Source organism: Rhizobium sp. Root1212 (genome assembly GCF_001424985.1).
GTDB lineage: Bacteria > Pseudomonadota > Alphaproteobacteria > Rhizobiales > Rhizobiaceae > Pararhizobium.
Genome location: NZ_LMDA01000013.1, coordinates 19,689 through 38,904, shown reverse-complemented (window position 1 = coordinate 38,904; position 19,216 = coordinate 19,689). Strand labels below are relative to the sequence as shown.

The window sequence follows — 19,216 nt, the reverse complement described above, 5'->3', positions numbered from 1 at the left end:
CGTTCTATGTGGTCCCCGCGCCCTGCCGTTCAATATCATGCCGCAGCCTTGTGCTTACCGAGCCGCTTGATGGCCTGTTCGAGCGGGCGCTGTCCGTCGCAATAGTCTTCCCACGCGCTTGTCTTCGCCAGCAGCGCCGGGACGGACCGCAGGGTGAACCGCTTCGGTTCGAGGTCGGATTTCACCTGCGTCCATGTCAGCGGCATCGACACGGTGGCGCCCGGCCGCGCGCGCGGCGACAGGGGCGCGACGGCGGTCGCCATACGATCGTTGCGCAGGTAGTCCAGGAAAATCCGCCCGCCGCGCAGACTCTTGGTCATCTTGATCAGGTAGAGGTCCGGATTGTCGCGGGCCATTTCCTGGCAGACGTTATGGGCAAAGCCCTTGGCCTCGGCCCAAGAGAGCGGCTTGCGTTTGTTGACGGCGAGCGGCGTCACGACGTGTAGTCCCTTGCCGCCGGTCGTCTTGCAGAAGCTGATGAGGCCGAGATCGTCGAGACGATCGCGCATTTCGCGCGCGGCGGCCACCACTGCGGAAAATTCCACATCAGGGCCAGGATCGAGGTCGAACACGAGGCGGCCCGGCACTTCCGGCTGGCCGGGCTCGCAGTTCCACGGATGCAGCTCGATGCCGCCGATCTGGGCGATGGCGACGAGGCCTTCGATCCGGTCGACTTGCAGATACGGCTTCTTGTCCCCAAACACCTTGACCAGTTCGAGGAGGTTCGACGTTCCCGGCATGGCGTGCCGTTGAAAAAACTGCTCGCCACCGATACCGTCTGGCGCGCGGATGATCGAACATGGCCGGCCTTTCACATGGTCGATGAGCCAGTAGCCGACAGCCTCGTGATAGCGGGCTAGATCCTCCTTCGTGACCGGCTCGGCATCACCGGCGTCTGGCCAGAGCGGCTTGTCGGGGTTCGAGATGAACACGCCCATGACCTCAGCTTTCGCGCCCTTGCGTCGGCTGGGTTTTGTCTTCATCACAGCGTCGGGCTCGGGCGTCTCGGTCTTTGCAGGCGAAGCCGGCTTCTCGGCCTCGACCTCGGCCGCCGGCTTATCCTCCCGCAAGCCTTTGAAGGCGGCCTGCCGCACAAGGCCGTCTGCTGTCCAGCCGGCGAACTCGATCTCGGCGACGAGTTCAGGCTTCAGCCAGACAACCTCCTTTTCCTTTTTTGGCGCGCCTATACCGGTGAAGGGCGATTTGTCGGTCTCGGCCGCTTTTAGCTTCGGGAGCAGCGTCTCGACCTTCTTCGCGCCATAACCCGTGCCGACGCGGCCGACATAAACGAAATGATCGCCGCGGTTGACGCCGACGAGCAAGGAGCGGAACTTGCCGTTCGTTTTGGCATAGCCGCCGATGACCACTTCATGGCCGGCGCGGCATTTGGACTTCGCCCAGCTCTCGGTCCGGCCCGATCGATAGGGCGCATCCGCCTGCTTCGAAACGATGCCTTCAAGGGATAGCTTGCAGGCAGAACGCAGGACCGCATCGCCGCCGGTTTCGAAATGCTCGACGAAACGCAGATGCGGATCATCGGGGGCGTCAGCGATGAGTTCTTGCAACCGGGACTTCCGATCTGTCAGAAGTTTCTCCCGCAAATCCTCACCACCGTCGAATAGCAGATCGAAAGCGAAATATACGAGGTTGCGGGTGTTCCTCTCGGAAAGAGCCGCCTGTAGCGCGGCAAAATCCGGAGCACCGTTATCGTCGAGGGCGCAGATCTCACCGTCGATGATACAGTCCGGAAGCGACGAGGCAGCGTCCGCGATCTCGGGATACTTGGCGGTCCAGTCGAGGCCCTTGCGGGTCTTCAACGTGACCTTGCCGTCGGCAACCCGCATCTGGATGCGATAGCCATCGAACTTGATCTCGTGCAGCCATTTATCGCCGGCGGGCGGTCGCTCCAGCGTCTCGCAGAGCTGGGGCGCGATGAAGTCGGGCAGGTCGATCGCAGTCGATGTCTCCACGTTTCTGCCAGACCGCTTTTTTTTGCGCTCGTCAGCTGCCAGACCCTTCTTGCTGTCCCAGACGGCATCAGCCTCTACATCGCCATCCGCCATCATGAACGGTTTGGGCTTGCGCCCTTTGCCGGCCGCTATCTGATCCATCGTGCGGGCCGACGCGACCGATGTCATGTTTTCGTCCAGGATCGCAGCACCGTTTTCGTCGACCGAATAGTCATCGTGATGTTTGATGAGGAGCCAGTTGGTGCGTTTGCCGCCGTCGCGGTCGTTTCGCATGCGAACCAGCACAAAGCTGCCGTGCAGACGCTTGCCGTGCAGCGTGAACTTAAAATCCCCCTTCTTGAGCGCCTCTTCCGGCGATTTATTGCCTTCCGGCTCCCAGTAGCCGCGATCCCAAAGCATCACCGTGCCGCCGCCATACTGGCCTTTCGGGATGGTGCCTTCGAAGTCGCCATAGTCGAGCGGGTGATCCTCGACCTCGACCGCGAGACGCTTGTCGCTTGGGTCAAGCGATGGTCCCTTTGTTACCGCCCAGGACTTGAACACGCCGTCGAGTTCGAGACGCAGATCATAATGCAGGCGTGTGGCATCGTGCTTCTGAATGATAAAGCGAAGCTTGTCCGATGGTTTGACGGCGGTCGCGCCGCTCGGCTCCTGCGTCTGCTTGAAATCCCGCTTCTTCTTGTAGGTTGAGAGCTTGTCAGCCGCCATCATCGACCTCGATCCATCTCGCGTTGCCGACGCCCTTCGTAGGTCCGGGCGCGTCGAGACGAAACCCCGCGCGATGGATTGTTGTTCCGCTCTGTCCCCCGCTGATGTCTGGTTGCGCGTGCCTTTCGTGGCCAATATGCTCGGTGTTGCGCAATGCCGCCCAACTTACGAGGATTACATGACGACAGGTACGGTTAAGTTTTTCAATCAGGACAAGGGGTTCGGGTTTATTACGCCCGACGATGGCGGACAGGATGTCTTTGTCCATGTCTCAGGCGTGATCTCCGGCGTGACGCTGCGGGACGGTTCCAAGGTCAGCTATGACCTCGGTCAGGACCGCAAGACCGGCAAGACGAAAGCCGAAAACGTTCGCGCGATCTGATCGGCGCGGCACGCGCGGCGGCTGGTCGATGTCGCCGCGCAATTCTAAGGTACGCTGATCCGGTTCGCCGGCAAAAAAGCTCTGAAGGGCAGCGGCATTTTCGATACATGTCTCGGTCTGCCTCCGCGGAACATCGATGATCGAGATGGCCTTGAACTCCCCGCCGCCGCGTTCCATCTAACGCTCGCCACACGTATTCAATGACTGCGTGCAGCGGTGGTGCTCTGCAGCGCGTTCGTAGTTGACCGGATTCGAAGGGCGCTCCCCGAAAGGGTCGAGCGCCGTTCGTCTTTTCGGGAGGCTCCTCAGCTGCCGGCACGATTGACTTCCTGCCGCCGCGCTCCACTTCAGCACCGTCCTTCCATCTCAAACGGACGGGACCCGGGAGTCTCGAGCAGCCCGCCCTATCGCGGGCCTCCCTATCAACAGACACGCATGCAGGAAACGAAATGCCTCTCAACAGAAAGAACGGCGCATCGGCGCCGAAGGAACTTGGGCTGTTCTGGCCAATGCAGACGGCCGAGGGAGCGACGATCGACGTCTTCATCTATGCCAGCACACTGCAATCCTTCGATCCGGATTCGCTCGGCCCTGTCGGGCTCTTGAAGCGACACAGGCCCTTGCTCGAAACCATCGCGAGCGAGAAATACGATCGGGAAGGCGCGTCCGCAGACCTGCTCCATCTCACGAAAGATGATCTCAGCGCGACGCGAGCCAATGAGGCTGTGGTCGACGACGTGGAGTGAGGTTCGAAGGGCGTCATCGGCGATCAAGCGTAGACGATGATCGCTGCTTCGATCTGCCTGATCGCCTTCGCCGCTCCCATGAGGATGGCCCTCATCTCATCGTCATAAAGATGGACCGGCATTCCCCCGGCCAGAATGATGTCCATCGCCTCGGCGGATTTTAAAGTCACGCCGGCTCGCCGAGCAAATCCCAGCCTTTTCGTCCTTCATCCTGTCGCACAGACGGTTGTGATGAAGACCTGAAGCTTTTATCGTCCACCGAGATTCCCTTGGAACGATCAAAACGAGCGCGGAGGGCGAGATGGGATCGGGTTTCTTCGAGCCGTCAGAACTTTCGGCCTTACGGATCGTCGTTGACGAGATCACCTCGCAATCATAGCGCAGCCGTCATCCGAACGCGCGCAACGCGTTTGCCAGGTATCTGCTTGGCTCCTACGCGGACGGCACGTTCAATCCCGCCACAGATCGGCCGCTCCTTGCGTCGATTGCGAAGGCCCCTGTGGCCGGCAACGCAACGTAGACGGCGGGACTGGCCTGTTCACAGCAGACCCCCTGAGAACTAGAGAGCAGGAAAACCGGGCAGATATCGAATATCGTCGTCGTGCGGGAACATGTCCCATCCATCTTCAGTTTAGTGAACACGCCAGCGGCAGCGCAGCGGCTGTCCGGAGGCTTTCCTATCAATATGGACTTGAGGAGATTGGATATGGCGAGCAACGCTTTGAAAGCCCTGTTGGGCGTCTTGGCCGTGGCGGGCTATCAGAACCGTGACAAGATCGCGGAGATACTCAGAGGCCTGCGGACCCCTTCGCAACTCGGTCCCGATGGCCGACCGCAGTCGGGCGGCCTCGGAGATCTAGTTGGTGGTTTAACCGGGGGCGGCTCGCAGGGGGGCTTGGGCGGGCTCGGCGGTCTCTTCGGGGGCGGAATTGGAAGCGGCGGTTTGGCTGGCGGACTTGGCGATTTGCTCAAGCAATTCCAGGAAAAAGGCCACGGCGATACCGCGAACTCCTGGGTCCAACCAGGCGAAAACAAACCCATCGACGGCATACAGCTATCCGAGGTTCTCGGACCTGAAATTCTCAGTGACCTTTCCGCGCGGACCGGATTGTCGGGTGATGAAATTCTCAGCCGACTCAGCCGCGATTTGCCGAGGGCCGTTGACGATCTGACCCCGGATGGCCAGGTGCCGTCCGACGAGGAGGAGACCTTCGCACCGTCGTCCGTACCGTCGGTTAGGCCTACCAGCGTACAAGGGAGGGTTGGGTTTTCCCGCCGCTGAGTGCCGTCGATCTTAACGATATCGAGTCGGGTTCGCGGACATACAACTACGCGAAGCAGTCAGGTCGGCACCTGCAAAGCAGCATGTCTTTGAGGTTATCCTCGGGGCAAATCCCCTCGAAACCCGAGGGCTTCAGCCGTGCAGAACCAACAAAACATCTGACGACAAAGAGGACGCGGCTCCTCGTTAACCGGGTCCTCCCATCCACCAGCAATGAGGGAAGGACATTCCTAACTTCAGTGCCGGGTTGGACGATCAGGCGTTTGGTAGCGGTCAGCACAATGGACTGGAACAAGATAGGAGAACAGACGATGGAGGAGATCGGCTCACCTGTACCGAAAGGTGTGGTGGATGTTCAGAAAGATTTTGTCGGCATCCTACCGCAGGAAATGAATCCCGATAAGGAGCTTGCCCGCCTCAGAAGGCAGATGCGTCAGATACGAACGCGCGCGGAGAATTTGGGGCTGCTCGCTGCAAATCCGCGACGGCAGATGCGCAGGCTCGCAGAACTGGTAGTGATCGCGGGGATTGCCGGATTTGCGTTCGCGCTATGGAGATTGCAAACCTTTTAACGGGGCGTTCGCGCTAACCTCATCGTTACTGGCGGAGTATGCCGGCTTCCACGGCTGACATCGTAAGCGCTTCAACCGCGCGAGAAGCCTTCCTGGGGGCCAATCGATGGCGTCGATGCATGCCCTGCGATCTGCCGCGAATGCCTCACCGCCACGTTCCGACCAACAAGTCATCAGGCAATCTGGGACCTCCCGGGTATTTTATGCGCTTAAAGTCATCCTCATAGTCGGTTGATGTCGACGGCAGGGTCCATGGGGTTCGGTAGAGCAATTGACCCCAAGATAGGTGGGGAACGTTAAGCCCGCCAACATTCTAGAATCCTGAATATGGGCCGGCGGTTAGCTCCGGCTTCGACGGGGTCATGGGTCGGCGCCGAAAGGGTCAAATTTCCACGTTTAAACACATATCCCGCTCGGAGACCGGCGACGTCGAGCTCAATGTCGGCACAGCGACCTCGAACTTGGGGCTACGATATCACGCGGGGTCGGGAGCCGCAAAGGGCGGGCAAGGTGTCAATCGGCCCATTACTTGCGGGCATTAGTCAAGCCTGATCAGCCCCTACCCGGGTCATGGTCCGGCGCGAAAATGGGCGCCCAGAATGATGTTGCGTTCCGCTTCCATTCTTGAAATCAGCCCGTTACGCGCGCGCTGGCCGGCTGTTCGTCCGCTAGCGGACCGGCTGTATTCGCGCGCGCTGCGAGATATTCGAACAGTCGCGCCACTGCCTCCGCACCCGGATCGATATGGCCCTCAAGCTGTTTTGCGTTGATGTAGGCCGCCCGTCCCGCTTTGGCGTGCAAGAGCGTTGCCGTCAGATTCGCGCCCGTGCGCGCTGCGTCCGCGGCAGGGACGAACCCTTGGTCGAGGGCGTCCAGAGCAGGCGAGAGGGCATCCACCATGGTTCGGTCACCCAGGCGTGCGCCGCCGATCTCCTGCATGCGGGCAAGACCTGCCTTCAGGGATTCCCGGATCGTCAAGCCACTTGATGCGCCGTCGCCGGCCGCGGCAAAGAAGATCGCCAGAAGCACACCGGACGAGCCGCCCATCGTCTGGCTCAGTTCCTGACCGATAGCCCGGAAGAGTTGCGTGTGATCAGAAAGAGGGAGACGATCGAGGGCTTCGATGAGTGCCCGCGCGGCTCCCGCCAGCGTCGAGCCGGTGTCGCCGTCGCCGGATTTCGCATCCAGCGCATTCAGATCTTTCTCCGCGCCGATCAGCAGAGTGCAGCAATCCGCCAGGAACTGACGCGTGGACTCATGCCTGGAGGGAAGCGGTGCGATCGGTGTCAGGCCGTCTGGCAGCGATATCACCGCGGCGGGGACAATGCTCGTTAAACCCGGCCAAGCGGGCATCGAGACAGGCATGGACAGAAGTTCCAGCTCCCCCTTGTCAGCCGGGAAGACCGAGATCGAAAAGCCCTGCATGTCGAGCGACGTCATCATCGGCGCCGGCCCCACAATATGCGATATGCGTCCGGCGATCGTCGATTGTGTCAGTTCATGAACGAGCACGGACATTTCCAGCACCGAAGTGCCGCCGAGATTGTTGACCAGTGCCACGTGAGGTTTTTCCGCCATTGTTGCGGCCAAATGCCCGACCATCGCGGCAATCGCACCTTTCGCCCCGGAATAGGTGACCTGTTCGACGCCCGCTTCACCGTGAATGCCGAGGCCGAGTTCGGCATGGCCTTCCGGGATCCGGTTCTCCTTCGGAGAGCCCGGCACGGTGCAGGTATCCAGCGACATGCCGATAGAGCTTGTGTTGTCGATGACCCGGCGGGCCGCCCTGGTGACGCCCTCAAGATCGGCGCCGCTCTCGGCCAGAGCGCCGGCGATCTTGTGCACGAAGAGAGTGCCCGCTACGCCGCGCGCCTGCGGCAGGTTGGGCAGCGCGATGTCGTCGTCGACGATGACCATGCTGACATTCATGCCGAAGGCACGGGCGCGTTCGGCGGCCAGGCCGAAATTGAGCCTGTCGCCGGTATAATTCTTGACGATGAGCAGGCAACCGGGCGGTCCCGTGACGGCAAGGATGGCGGCCAGGATCGCGTCGACACTCGGCGAAGCGAACACATCACCGCAGACGGCCGCCGTCAGCATTCCCTTGCCGATAAAACCCGCATGGGCAGGCTCGTGCCCTGATCCACCGCCCGAGACGATCGCTACCTTCCTCTTGTCCCAGTCCGAACGGACGACGACGCGGATATGAGGGTAGCCGTCGAGCCGGCTCAGCGCGCCTCCGGAGGCGACCAGCAGCCCATCAATCGCTTCGGTAACGGCATTTTCCTTGCTGTTGAGGAACTGTGACATTCTCGCCTCCCTTAAACTAAGCGCATGCCGGCCGCGTCGAAGTAAAGCGGCTTGCGGGGCTGGATCTTTACAGTCTCGCCACCTTTGAATTCCGTATGGGCATCGGTGACGGTGATGAGATTGTGCGTCTTGAAAGATAGATGCAGGCGCGTCTGATCGCCGAGATGTTCGACGCGCATGACCGTTGCGTTCTGTCCCTCGCCCTGATGGATGTGTTCGGGACGCAGGCCGATCGATTTGGCGTTTGCCGGTGCTGCAGGGAAGAGATCGGCGGGAAGCACGTTGATGCGCGGCTGTCCGAGGCGCGTCGCCGCGTAGATGCTGATCGGCTGCTCATAGATTTCGCGCGGCGAACCGAACTGGACCACCTTGCCCTCATGAAGAACCCCGACATGGGTTGCCATCGTCATGGCTTCGATCTGGTCGTGCGTGACGTAGAGCAGGGTCGCACCGGATTTGGCCTGGATGTTCTTGAGTTCGATGCGCAGATCGGAGCGCAGTTTCGCGTCAAGCGAACTGAGAGGCTCGTCCATCAAATAGATTTGCGGATTGCGGACCAGTGCGCGCCCAATCGACACGCGCTGCATTTCTCCACCCGAAAGCGCGGTTGCCTTGTTGTCGAGCTTGTGGGAAATCTGCAGGGTTTCAGCAACCGCGTTCACCTTCTCGTCGATGATGCGCTGCGGCGTCCTCAAGAGCGGCGACTTCAGCGGAAATTCCAGGTTCTGCCGCACCGACAGATGCGGATAGAGCGAATACTGCTGGAACACCATCGCGACGTTGCGTTGCGCCGGCGTCAGGCCGCGCATCGACCGTCCGCCGATGAAGACCTCACCGTAGTCGGGGGTATCGAGGCCCGACACCATCCGTAGCGTTGTCGTCTTGCCAGCGCCCGTCGGCCCGAGAAGGACGACGAACGAACCATCCGGGACGATCATCGAGATGTCGTCGAGGGCGCGATTTCCGGCAAAGGATTTCGTGATGTTTTGCAGGATGACCTCAGCCATGGCTCAGGACTCCCTCATTGGCCTCGGAAACCAGAGCTTTCCCTGATATCGAATCGAAGATCGTAAGAGTTCTGGTGTCGAACTCTAGGCCGATCAGTTCATCGACGCGTGCAGCTTGGTTCGAAGGTGTACGTGCCTTGATGTCTCCGTGCGGCGTTTCCAATGTGACGATCTGTGTCGTGCCGAGATATTCGACGGCAATCACCCGGCCGGCGAATGCGGCACTGTCCCGAAACCGCATATGTTCGGGCCGCACGCCGAGCGTCAGCTTGCCGAGCCGCTTTTCCCGAGATACCGGTACTTTTACGGAGGTGCCAGCAAGGTTGATTTCATTGCCACCGATGTCGATCGCGCCGTCGAACTCCAGGAAGTTCATCGGCGGCGAGCCGATGAACTTGGCAACGAACTTGGTTGCCGGCCAGTCGTAGATCTGCTGCGGCTTGCCGAATTGTTCAACGACCCCGTGATTCATCACCACGATCTTGTCGCCCATCTGCATGGCTTCGAGCTGATCGTGCGTGACATAGACGGTGGTTGCGCCCATACGATCGTGCAGCGCGCGCAACTCTTCTGCCATATGCTCGCGAAACTCCGCATCGAGGGCGCCCAACGGTTCGTCCATGAAGAAGGCCTTCGGCTTGCGCACGATGGCGCGGCCGAGCGCCACGCGCTGGCGATCGCCGCCCGAAAGGCCGCCGACCGGCTTTTCGAGGATGTTCTCGATCCTCAATATCTTTGCGACCTCGGCAACGCGCGCGGCAACTTCCGTTTTGTTCAAGCCCTGACTGACGAGCGGATAGGATATGTTCTTGCGCACGTTCATATGCGGATAGAGGGCGAACATCTGGAAGACGAAGGCGATGTCACGCTCGCTTGCCCTCTTCATTCCGACCTCCTCGCCACCGATGTAAATTTCACCGCTGGTGGGAAGTTCAAGCCCGGCCATCATCCGGAGCGTCGTCGTCTTGCCGCAGCCCGACGGACCGAGCAGCATGAAGAACTCGCCGTTTTCGACTGTGAAACTGGACGACTTCACGGCGTTAAAGGCCCCGAAATCCTTGCGCAGATTCTCAATTCTGATCTGTGCCATGGTTCACTCCGGGAAATGGCTGACAATGATGAACATGACCGTTCCCACCAGCGTCACGAGAAAGGAAAACGAGAAGAGCGTCAGCGACAGGGGCTGCATCAGCATGACGACGCCGAGCGCGATCAGGACCGAAGCGACCATCTCCCATGCGTTGCGGCGCAGGCGGAGGAGGCGGTTGAGAAACGTCGTCATTTGCGAACCGCTCCAAAGGTGATGCCGCGCAGCAGATGTTTGCGAAGCAGGATGGTGAAGACCATGACCGGAACGAGGAAGATGGTGGCGCCCGCGGCGACCGCCGGCCAATCCTGGCCGCTGACACCGATGATCGTGGGAATGAAGGGCGGCGCCGTCTGGGCATTGCCGGAGGTCAGAAGCACGGCGAAGGCATATTCGTTCCAGGCGAATATCAGGCAGAAGATCGCGGTAGAGGCGATGCCGGTGACGGCCTGCGGCAGCACGACCTTATAGAAGGCCTGGAAGCGGGTGTAACCGTCGATGAGCGCCGCCTCCTCGTATTCGACCGGGATCTCGTCGATGAAGCCCTTGAGCAGCCAGACGGAGAGCGAGAGGTTCACAGCCGTATAAAGCAGGATCATGCCGGCATGGGTGTCACTGAGCCCGAGCGAGCGGAACATCAGGAAGATCGGGATGGCGACCGCGATGGGCGGCATCATCCGTGTGGATAGGATGAAGAAGAGAAGATCGTCCTTCAACGGCACCTTGAAGCGCGAGAAGGCATACGCCGCCGCCGTGCCGAGCACGATGCACAGGACGGTCGAGCCGAAGCCGATAATAACGGAATTGGTGAACCGTTCGGCAAAGCGTGACGCTCCGGTGATTATCACACCGTTCTTGCGGACCAGCTTGTCGTACCAGGTCGTCGGCTCGCCCAACGCCTTCAACTGATCCTCCGGGACGCGGGTCCGAGTGGTAAAGAGATTGACGTAACCCTCAACCGTCGGCTCGAAGATCATCTTGGGCGGGTAGGCAATCGCGTCCGCGGGGGATTTGAAACCGGTTCCGATGATCCACAGCAAGGGAAGCAGGGTGATGACGGCGTAGAGCACGACCAGAATACCGGCGAACCACTTCTGACGTCCCGACGGCTCGGTAACGGAATATGTGCTCATCGTTTTTTGACCTTGTTCAGGGCTTTTACGTAAATCGACGCGAGGCCGAAAACGGTGACGAAAAGAATGACGGCGTAGGCGGATGCGTAACCGGTCCGCCATTGCTCGAAAGCCGCGCGCTTGAGGTTGATCGAGGTCAGTTCGGTGATCGAGCCAGGCCCGCCGCCCGTCAGTTGCACAACGAGGTCGAACATCTTGAAGTTCTCGATGCCGCGGAAGAGCACGGCGAGCATCAGGAAAGGCAGCACCAACGGAATGGTGATGGTCCAGAACTGCCGCCATTTGCTGGCGCGGTCGCATTCTGCTGCCTCGTAGATGCTCGGCGGAATGGAGCGCAGACCCGCAAGGCAGATGAGCATGACAAAAGGCGTCCACATCCAGGTATCGACGATGATGATGGCCCAGGGCGCCAGTGACGTGCTTGCGATCATCGAAAAGCTCGACGGATCGCTTCCGGTCAGGAAGCCCACGACATAGTTGAACAGGCCGATCTGCGGTTGGTACAGGAAGGTCCAGAAATTGCCGACGACAGCGGGGCTCAGCATCATTGGCAGGACGATGATCGTCGTCCACAGATCGTTGCCCCGGAATTTCTTGTTGATCAGATAGGCCAGCGAAAAGCCGATCAGCACCTGCAAGACGATGGTCCAGATCAGGAAGTGTGCGGTCGCCTGCATGCTGAGCCAGATATCTCTATCTGTCAGAATGTTGATGTAGTTCCTGAGGCCGACAAACTCGATCTGAGCATTGGGTCGGTTCACGCGGAAGTTGGTAAAACTCAGCCTGATCGTCCAGATCAGAGGGAAGATGTTGATGGCAAGCAGCAACACGATTGATGGCGCGACGAAGAGCCAGGCTATGGCACGATCGGACAGGCCTTTGACGCGCGCGGCGATTGCAGGCGGCGTCGCGCTGGCGATCCGATCGATCGGGAATTGGAGCATGTCCGTCTCCTTGGGCATAAAAATGAAGAATTGCGGGGCCGGCTCGGTCCGCTAGGGGCCGGCCCTGCATGACGCTCGCTGCCGGGGGAAGCGGGCGTAAGCGTCAGTATTTGCCGTCGTCCTCGAAGATAGCGGTCCAGTCCTTCACGAGACCATCGAGCGCGTCCTTCGCGGTGCCTTGGTTTGCGACGACATAGTCGTGGAACCGCTTCTGCGCGGCCTGAAGGAGCGAGGCGTAGGACGGCTCCGCCCAGAAGTCCTTCACGATCGCCATCGAGTCGAGGAACGGCTTGGCATAGGGCTGGCTTGTCGCGAAGCTCGGGTCTTCCACGACGGCGCGAAGGGCCGAGTAGCCGCCGAGCTTCCACCATTTCTGCTGGATCTCGGGCTGCGAGAACCACTTGATGTAAGCGAGCGCTTCGGCCTGCTTCTCGGAGGCCGCCACCACCGAGATGCCCTGGCCGCCGAGTTGCGCAAACTGCACGCCATCGGGGCCGGCCGGGTTCGGGAAGTAGCCTGACTTCTCGCCACCGACATTGGCGTCGGCATTGATGCCCGGCCAGGTGAACGTGAAGTTCATTTGCAAGGCGACCTGACCGGACTTGTAGGCATCGACGTCCTCGGTCATGTAGGCGTCGGAGTGGCCCGGCGGTGTGCAGCAATCGTAGAGCTTCTTGTAGGCCTCAAGACCGGCGACCGCGCCGGGCGAGTTCACGAAGCCTTCGAGTTCGTAAGGCTTTTCCGGGTTGTCATACTTGAAGCCATAGCTGTAGAGCGCGTTCGTTGCGCCCATGGTGATGCCTTCCGAGCCGCGCTCGGTATAGATGGCAGCGCCGTAGACCTTCTTGCCGTCGATATCGCGGCCCTGGAAGAACGCCGCGATATCGGTCAGTTCGGCCCAGTTTTTAGGCACGGCCAAGTCGCGGCCGTATTTCTGCTTGAACTCGGCCTGAAGTTCGGGGCGTGCGAACCAGTCCTTGCGATAGGTCCAGCCGACGACATCGCCGAAGGCCGGCATCGCCCAATAGTTTGGCGTGTTCTTCGGCCATTCCGCATAGCCGACGACGGTCGCCGGGATGAAGTCGTCCATCTTGATCCCTTCCTTGTCGAAGAAATCATTGAGCTTCACGTATTGGCCGTTCTCAGCTGCACCGCCGATCCACTGGCTGTCGCCGATCAGGAGATCGCATAGCTTGCCGCCGGAGTTGAGTTCGTTGAGCATGCGATCGGCAAAGTTCGGCCAGGGCACGAATTCGAAGTGCATCGTGTTGCCACTCTTGGCCTCAAAATCCTTGCTGAGTTCGACGAGAGCGTTGGCGGGGTCCCACGCGGCCCAGCAAAGGGTCAGATCGGCAGCTTCGGCGCTGGAAGCCGCCGCAGCGGACACAGCAATATACATCCCGGCAGCGAGTGCCGAGCTCGTCAAAAGAGACTTCATAACTGGGGCTCCTCCCGTTGACCTCTCGACCTCCATCAAGAGGGTAAGTGCGAGTGTTGGCGACGACATTTGAAAGCGTGCGGCGCCTGGCGCGACTGTCCTTTCAGGTCTTGGCGTCGCGTCATCACAATGCAGGAATAACTGAGGTGCGCACCTCAATGCAAGCGATTTCTGAGGTCCGCACATCAATTCTTGCGTTTTTTGTGTTTTTGCGAGAAACGTAGCCCTTCGAATGGAGTTATGAGCCCATATGCGGCCTACAGCGAAAGACCTTGCAGAAGCCGCCGGTGTCAGCCTTGCGACCGTCGACCGCGTCTTGAACGACCGACCGAACGTCAGTAAGAAGGCGGCCCGGAGCGTTAATGAAGCCATTGAGAGAATTGGTTTTATTCGGAATCCTGCGGCCGTAAGCCTGGCGCGAAACAAAAGTTATCGATTCCGGTTTGTCTTGCCTCGGTCGGGGGATCTCTATCTTCGCGAGTTGTTCCAGCGGGTAAGGGAGTTGAAGGCGGCCCTCAAAGCCGACCTGACCGAGGTAGACTACGTTCAGATTCCCATTGATGACGCCCATGGGATCGCGAAGTATCTCCGAGGGATCCATGACAAGGAGATCGATGGCGTTGCGCTCATGGCGCCGGAATCGCCACAGGTCCGCGATGCTGTCGCACGACTTCTGGAAAGAAACATAAAGGTGGTGCAGTTTTTATCTGGCCAGGAGAAGCTACCTGCGGCGGACTTCGTGGGGGTTGATAACTTTGCCGCGGGTGCGACCGCTGGAAAGCTGATCGGGCGCTTCACCTGCGGCGCGACTGGTAAGGTGATGGTCATTGCCGAGACGATGCAGTCAATGGATAGCATCCAGCGCAGGCATGGTTTCGATACAAAAATAAACGAGCAATTTCCATATCTTCAGTGTCTCCCGTCGATCGAAACGCATGCGGATGAGGCGCGCGCCGGCCAGATTATCCCCCGCGTGCTCGACAACAACAGAGATATTATCGCTATTTATGTATTGAGTTCGGAGGCACGCGTTCCGTTGGTTGCGGCGGCAGCCAGAGTGGATCTCGCCAATCTCGTCGTTGTGGCACACGAGCGTACTCCCTTCACGGAAGCGGCGCTAGGTGACAATCGGATCGACGCTGTTATCGCGCAGGATCCGGGTCATGCGGTGCGAAGCGCAGTCCGCATCATGCGGGCGCGTTCCGACGCGCGCGAGCCACTTGCGGCCCAGGAGCGGATTAGAATCGAAGTCCTTCTTAAGGAAAATCTTTAAAGTGGGGAGTCTCCTCATTAAGAGATCCTTGGGCTTGAGGTGCGCGCCTCATTTCGAACGTCGAGAACATCGACTTCTGTGATCCACCGTATCACCGATTCAATACAAAGTTTGGCTGCATTGACGAGGCGTGCGAACACGACGATCTCCTCGTCGATATGTAGGGTAACGTTGGCCACCTGCTCAGAAGGACCGCCCCGAACGAGGGTCCGACCCGATGATCGCTGATCATGCGACGCGACGGTGCGGGCGTTGCCGTAGGAATGGGCAACAGTTCAATAAGTATTTATTAAGACTGGTCCATTTCAGATATTTTAAAGCAACTTCTGCATCTTAGCGGAAGGTGGAGATTAGGCTATGCGGAGTGTTAAACCATACTAGGCGTCAAGTGCACTATTGAGGTTTCCTAGTCCTATCATCAGCATCATTGGCTCTGACGGAGAACGCAGGAGCACGCCACGGAATGCCAAATATCTCAGCGGCATTGAGCAGGCGGAGTCCCATATCTCGGACCAGGGCACGACCAAAACCTTTGCCTTGATAGGCCCGATCTACAGCTAGTCGACCTAGGACCGCGACTGGGATCGGATCCGGTATATTGCATCGAAATCGGCCGGGTGCTTCTGGCAGCTTCACCGTTCCTGAGGCGAGCGCGTAATAGCCAATGACATGACTTCCTTCGCAGACTACAACGATACGTGGCGCGCCACTCACCTGAATGGGACGGGCGTGTCGATGAAGCCAAGTGTCCAGTTCGGAAACGCCGGAATCGAATTCGGCCAACTCATGATGATCGGCCAAAGGAAACGGCGCCGTTACGGTCACGCCTGATCCCAGGGCGCTTTGGTAGACATGGTGCGTTTCAAACGCTCGTTAATCTGCGCGGGCGCATCAAGGCGGGCAAGGTACGCTGCATAGGCTTCCGGACTCACCGTGAAAATCGTACGATCAAGCAGCACCAGCTCGGCGTCCAGACGCCTCCAACATGATATCTGTGCGGGTCTTGCCAAGCAACTCAGCCGCACGGTCGATCAAATTGCGCGTCGCCGGCTTAATCCGGATATTTAGTGGAACGCTTGCGTCCCCGTTCTTACTCGTGTGTGACGTCGACATGAGAAACTCCAATGTGTGCATTATATGAAGTAACGACACGGCAATGCGTCACCGGCGTCGGTGATCAATGGAGACACTCCGTTTGTTCGTCCATGGATATGCGATCACAGATCACGGCGGCGGGGACAACGCGGGAGCGGAACACCGGTTACGTTCTGGCGAGCATCGAAAAAAGGATCAGGCACTGCCGGGCGGTGCGAAGAAGCAGTTCACGTCGCTCTCCGTGGGGTGGAGGCAGATATGGTACTGGCCATCACCGGAGCGCATCTCATCGCCATATGGGATGAAGAACCGATGTGATCTTGTCGCGAGGTGGTGGTCTCCCGTTTGCAGGAAGACTGAAAAGCCATAAGGTCCCAGGGTGACATCCCGAGCGGGAATAGCTTCACAATCCCCTCCTATAGCGTGCGCCTTGCAGCACGCAGGAGGATAGGTCCAGCCGCTATTCGCTTGGTGGGCCTCCCCACTCGCTATAGCGCCGACAACGATTGCCGCAAATGTACCCAGCGATAGGATTGATAGCACCAGTGTCATCGCAAACCTCCTTAGAGGCAGCCCCGAAGAAACGCCGAGAAGTTGCTCCATGCACTGCATGGAACGCAATCTTCTGCATGGGCTAGTTAATATGCCTCACACGCCGTCACTCTGCTTAGAATGCGATTTTGGGTAGACGGGCAACTGCGTCGGTATTCGGCTCAAACTACGCCAGCGCTCCCCATCTTATAACATAAATCTCCGTCGTATTGGCGTGAAAAAACTGAGCGAACTGCACGTGCAAACGGTCTGTGTATCAGCGATGATTTTTATACTGCGCTCGCGCTAATGGATTCATGCCTCCGGCCAATCACGAACGCAGCTGGCACTCAACTTTCATAGCGCATGCCTTGCTGCGGTAATCCAGCCTCGGCATTCATTTGGATACTCAAGCAGCCTAGGCAGCGACCCTCAGGAATATTTCTTCTATCTCCTGAGCACTCATAGGCCTACCCACGAGATAGCCCTGCAACTGGTCGCAGCCTGATTCTGCCAAGCTGTCTGCCTGCTCCTGCGTTTCGACGCCCTCAGCCGTAACCGGAATTTCGAGCGCTTTGGCTAACGATAAAGTGGCGTTCAATATTCCTGCGCCCTTCGAGTCTTGCAGAGCTGTTACAAGTGATCGATCGATCTTCATGCGGTCGAACCCGAACTCACGCAGCGCACCTATACTTGCGTAGCCGCAGCCAAAATCGTCCAGAGCAAACTTAACCCCAATCGATTTCAATCGGGCTATCGTGCGCTTTGCCTGTTCGGGGTTGGACATTAGTACCCCTTCCGTAACCTCCAGTGTCAGCCGATAAGGGTCAAAGCCCCTCATTTCCAGAACGCTCTGGACAAGCGCCGCGAAATCAGGATTGCGCAATTGAACGGGCGACAGATTAACCGACAAGCCAACATCATCCCAGGAGGACGCGGTCTCGACGGATATCTCCAGAATTTGTCTCCCGAGTTCGTCGATCAGTCCGGCTCGCTCGGCAACAGCAATGAAGACTTCGGGGCTTATTGGCCCGGTTTCAGGAACCCATCGGGCAAGCGCCTCGACGCCCCGCAACGAACCCGTCTTGGCATCGACAAGGGGCTGAAACGCCGGTCGAACCTCTCCGTTTTCAATGGCGCGCCGGAGTTTGTCTTCCATTTCGGCTCGGTGGAGTCGTTGCACGTCGAGCGAAGCAAGATAGCTCACCACCCGGCCTCGACCACTTTCTTTCGCTTCATAAAGCGCCATATCGGCTCGCCGCAACAACTCGTATCCGTCGGATACGTCGGAACTGTAAGGCGAGATCCCAATGCTGGCGCCCACTTCGATCGTTCGCCCGCCAATGCGGAAGGGTTCATGCAGCGCCCTAATCAACGCCCCCGAACTTTCCTCGATCGCCTTGGTCGCACCGAGAAATGCGAACTCATCCCCACCCAGACGACAGATTATCTGCGTCTGGGGCAACGTCTCCTTCATGCGTCCGGCGACGAGCTTGATTAATTGATCGCCGATCGCGTGGCCCCAGGCGTCATTCACTTCCTTGAAGCCATCCAGATCAACAAGCGCGAGTGCAAAACCGTCACCCTGCATAGACCTTGATGCTTTAATGCCGTCTAACAATCCGGCCCGGTTCATCAAGCCCGTCAGGCTGTCATGCGTGGCTTTGAATCTGGCGGAAAGCGCATCGCGATGTAGACCGCGTACCACGGCAATCGCCGTCGCGACAATCGCCATCAGGAATGAGACGAATAAAACTCCAGCTACGAGCAGCGACTTGTACACAGCATTAAAGGTCAAGTTTCCCGGCATGCGACTTGGCCACTGTAGATAGGCGACTGATCGTCCGCTGTCGCCGAGAAGCGGGATACTGAGACCTTCGCGATCTGGAGAGGCGACAAGCTTCAGACCTCCGATGTCGAAAGTTTCGTCAAGCTGCTCAACGACCTCGGGCGTTAGCAACTTGGCAAAGAACAGCGTGCTGAAATTCTGCATCGAAGGACTGGTGATGTAAGGTTGAATTGCCCCAGCCGCCACGAGATAGATTCCGTCCGCGGTTGGTACAAATGCAGTCACGCCTCGTTGTCCCGATAATGACGCGCGTTTCGCCAATTCGAAGAGGCTGTTTCCAAAAAACCGAGCGGGGTCGAACGCCGCGCCTTTATTGTAGGCGTTTAATACGTTCCGCGTTGGCGTAAGAACGATCGCAACATCGTAAAGCGGATAGTCTTCAGTGGTTTTTCCCCAATTTTCGTAGGCCCAAGCCGCACCGTCTGGCGATCCAATTTTCGTGTAGGCGTCATCCCAAACCGCATTGTCGCGAACAGTCGAACCAAGGCGAGCCTGAAAGGACCGGATGGCCGACGTGACTGCACGGCCTGCGCGCGCGTCGTCTATATTGTTTGCGTCGTCTTTCATGCGCACGACAGCCGTAAAAATGATGCTGGCGATCAAACCAATGACGCAGGTGAAGATGGCGGTGACGACGGCAACTCGCGCTTTTCGGGATGAACTGCGGATTCGATGAATCATTCTCACGGCTTGGCCTTTGATACTCCGACCTGAACGTGACGGAAAATTACAAACGACTGCTTAAGACTGAGCGCGAACATTGTTGTTGGGAGCGATAGTTGAGATCGAGGGGCGCTTCGTGATCCATCGATCACGCGTTCCGGTTCGGCTCGGACCAATGAAGCTAGCCATCAATTTTGTCCATTCCGCCGCTGTCCATCCTTCCCAA

The 19,216-nt window shown here is 58.7% G+C and carries 17 protein-coding genes and 1 pseudogene; 5 read left to right on the top strand and 13 right to left on the bottom strand.

The features are described from left to right. Positions 1-35: 35 nt before the first annotated feature. The gene (gene ligD / locus ASC86_RS15160; protein ID WP_056322758.1) at positions 36-2,678 is read right to left on the bottom strand and encodes a DNA ligase D; all 2,643 of its coding nucleotides are present in this window, start codon (positions 2,676-2,678) and stop codon (positions 36-38) included. 178 nt (positions 2,679-2,856) lie between these two features. On the opposite strand from ligD, the gene ASC86_RS25280 reads away from it, so the two are divergent. Together ASC86_RS25280 and ASC86_RS15145 are read left to right on the top strand one after the other, a co-directional pair. Next, positions 2,857-3,060 carry a cold-shock protein gene (locus ASC86_RS25280; RefSeq protein ID WP_082510207.1) on the top strand — a complete coding sequence of 68 codons (204 nt, stop codon included), beginning with the start codon at positions 2,857-2,859 and terminating at the stop codon, positions 3,058-3,060. Between the two features lie 449 nt (positions 3,061-3,509). Then, entirely contained in the window at positions 3,510-3,806 is a 297-nt protein-coding gene (locus tag ASC86_RS15145; RefSeq protein WP_056322750.1) for a hypothetical protein, read from the top strand. A gap of 23 nt (positions 3,807-3,829) precedes the next feature. Here ASC86_RS15145 and ASC86_RS25860 read toward each other — a convergent pair whose 3' ends face one another. Further along, positions 3,830-3,976 carry a hypothetical protein gene (locus tag ASC86_RS25860; protein WP_156387069.1) on the bottom strand — a complete coding sequence of 49 codons (147 nt, stop codon included), beginning with the start codon at positions 3,974-3,976 and terminating at the stop codon, positions 3,830-3,832. 536 nt (positions 3,977-4,512) lie between these two features. Between ASC86_RS25860 and ASC86_RS15140 the strand changes: the two genes are divergently transcribed. Next, a complete protein-coding gene (locus ASC86_RS15140) occupies positions 4,513-5,088 on the top strand; it encodes a YidB family protein (protein ID WP_056322747.1) in 576 nt (191 codons plus the stop codon). Positions 5,089-5,399: 311 nt separating this feature from the next. Then, positions 5,400-5,660, top strand: a complete 261-nt coding sequence (locus tag ASC86_RS15135; protein WP_056322745.1) for a hypothetical protein — start codon at positions 5,400-5,402, stop codon at positions 5,658-5,660. 630 nt (positions 5,661-6,290) lie between these two features. Here the strand turns inward: ASC86_RS15135 and ASC86_RS15130 are convergent. From ASC86_RS15130 to ASC86_RS15100, 7 genes are all read right to left on the bottom strand, one after another. Next, positions 6,291-7,970: a dihydroxyacetone kinase subunit DhaK gene (locus tag ASC86_RS15130; protein WP_056322741.1), complete on the bottom strand. Its 1,680-nt coding sequence runs from the start codon at positions 7,968-7,970 to the stop codon at positions 6,291-6,293. An 11-nt stretch (positions 7,971-7,981) separates the two neighbouring features. Next, complete coding sequence (locus ASC86_RS15125) at positions 7,982-8,977, bottom strand: ABC transporter ATP-binding protein (RefSeq protein ID WP_056322738.1); 996 nt, start codon at positions 8,975-8,977, stop codon at positions 7,982-7,984. Next, a complete protein-coding gene (locus ASC86_RS15120; protein WP_056322736.1) occupies positions 8,970-10,067 on the bottom strand; it encodes an ABC transporter ATP-binding protein in 1,098 nt (365 codons plus the stop codon). Before ASC86_RS15120 ends, ASC86_RS15125 begins: the two co-directional genes overlap by 8 nt. A 3-nt stretch (positions 10,068-10,070) precedes the next feature. Beyond that, positions 10,071-10,259, bottom strand: a complete 189-nt coding sequence (locus ASC86_RS15115) for a hypothetical protein (RefSeq protein ID WP_056322732.1) — start codon at positions 10,257-10,259, stop codon at positions 10,071-10,073. Further along, complete coding sequence (locus ASC86_RS15110; protein WP_056322729.1) at positions 10,256-11,197, bottom strand: carbohydrate ABC transporter permease; 942 nt, start codon at positions 11,195-11,197, stop codon at positions 10,256-10,258. Before ASC86_RS15110 ends, ASC86_RS15115 begins: the two co-directional genes overlap by 4 nt. Beyond that, positions 11,194-12,141, bottom strand: a complete 948-nt coding sequence (locus tag ASC86_RS15105) for a sugar ABC transporter permease (RefSeq protein WP_056322726.1) — start codon at positions 12,139-12,141, stop codon at positions 11,194-11,196. Before ASC86_RS15105 ends, ASC86_RS15110 begins: the two co-directional genes overlap by 4 nt. Positions 12,142-12,244: 103 nt before the next feature. Further along, a complete protein-coding gene (locus tag ASC86_RS15100) occupies positions 12,245-13,579 on the bottom strand; it encodes an extracellular solute-binding protein (RefSeq protein WP_056322724.1) in 1,335 nt (444 codons plus the stop codon). A gap of 250 nt (positions 13,580-13,829) precedes the next feature. Between ASC86_RS15100 and ASC86_RS15095 the strand changes: the two genes are divergently transcribed. Next, on the top strand, positions 13,830-14,852 hold the full coding sequence (locus ASC86_RS15095; protein ID WP_056322720.1) for a LacI family DNA-binding transcriptional regulator: 1,023 nt from the start codon (positions 13,830-13,832) through the stop codon (positions 14,850-14,852). A 393-nt stretch (positions 14,853-15,245) separates the two neighbouring features. On the opposite strand, the gene ASC86_RS25275 is transcribed toward ASC86_RS15095, so the two are convergent. The 4 genes and pseudogenes from ASC86_RS25275 to ASC86_RS15090 all read right to left on the bottom strand — a co-directional run bounded on the left by ASC86_RS25275 (position 15,246) and on the right by ASC86_RS15090 (position 19,008). Continuing rightward, positions 15,246-15,566: a GNAT family N-acetyltransferase gene (locus tag ASC86_RS25275; protein ID WP_348270771.1), complete on the bottom strand. Its 321-nt coding sequence runs from the start codon at positions 15,564-15,566 to the stop codon at positions 15,246-15,248. A gap of 107 nt (positions 15,567-15,673) precedes the next feature. Further along, positions 15,674-15,965 (bottom strand): annotated as a pseudogene (locus ASC86_RS25270) (DUF1778 domain-containing protein). A 177-nt stretch (positions 15,966-16,142) separates the two neighbouring features. Next, positions 16,143-16,499, bottom strand: a complete 357-nt coding sequence (locus tag ASC86_RS26670; RefSeq protein ID WP_082510205.1) for a hypothetical protein — start codon at positions 16,497-16,499, stop codon at positions 16,143-16,145. Positions 16,500-16,896: 397 nt separating this feature from the next. Continuing rightward, on the bottom strand, positions 16,897-19,008 hold the full coding sequence (locus ASC86_RS15090; RefSeq protein WP_056322718.1) for an EAL domain-containing protein: 2,112 nt from the start codon (positions 19,006-19,008) through the stop codon (positions 16,897-16,899). Positions 19,009-19,216 lie beyond the last annotated feature (208 nt).

Coding starts and splice junctions, on each gene's coding strand:
- ASC86_RS15115 (WP_056322732.1), bottom strand. CDS start 10,259: ATGACGACGTTTCTCAACCGCCTCCTCCGCCTGCGCCGCAACGCATGG.
- ASC86_RS15125 (WP_056322738.1), bottom strand. CDS start 8,977: ATGGCTGAGGTCATCCTGCAAAACATCACGAAATCCTTTGCCGGAAAT.
- ASC86_RS15105 (WP_056322726.1), bottom strand. CDS start 12,141: ATGCTCCAATTCCCGATCGATCGGATCGCCAGCGCGACGCCGCCTGCA.
- ASC86_RS15095 (WP_056322720.1), top strand. CDS start 13,830: ATGCGGCCTACAGCGAAAGACCTTGCAGAAGCCGCCGGTGTCAGCCTT.
- ASC86_RS15145 (WP_056322750.1), top strand. CDS start 3,510: ATGCCTCTCAACAGAAAGAACGGCGCATCGGCGCCGAAGGAACTTGGG.
- ligD (WP_056322758.1), bottom strand. CDS start 2,678: ATGGCGGCTGACAAGCTCTCAACCTACAAGAAGAAGCGGGATTTCAAG.
- ASC86_RS15140 (WP_056322747.1), top strand. CDS start 4,513: ATGGCGAGCAACGCTTTGAAAGCCCTGTTGGGCGTCTTGGCCGTGGCG.
- ASC86_RS15135 (WP_056322745.1), top strand. CDS start 5,400: ATGGAGGAGATCGGCTCACCTGTACCGAAAGGTGTGGTGGATGTTCAG.
- ASC86_RS15130 (WP_056322741.1), bottom strand. CDS start 7,970: ATGTCACAGTTCCTCAACAGCAAGGAAAATGCCGTTACCGAAGCGATT.
- ASC86_RS15100 (WP_056322724.1), bottom strand. CDS start 13,579: ATGAAGTCTCTTTTGACGAGCTCGGCACTCGCTGCCGGGATGTATATT.
- ASC86_RS25280 (WP_082510207.1), top strand. CDS start 2,857: ATGACGACAGGTACGGTTAAGTTTTTCAATCAGGACAAGGGGTTCGGG.
- ASC86_RS15120 (WP_056322736.1), bottom strand. CDS start 10,067: ATGGCACAGATCAGAATTGAGAATCTGCGCAAGGATTTCGGGGCCTTT.
- ASC86_RS15090 (WP_056322718.1), bottom strand. CDS start 19,008: ATGATTCATCGAATCCGCAGTTCATCCCGAAAAGCGCGAGTTGCCGTC.
- ASC86_RS15110 (WP_056322729.1), bottom strand. CDS start 11,197: ATGAGCACATATTCCGTTACCGAGCCGTCGGGACGTCAGAAGTGGTTC.
- ASC86_RS26670 (WP_082510205.1), bottom strand. CDS start 16,499: ATGACACTGGTGCTATCAATCCTATCGCTGGGTACATTTGCGGCAATC.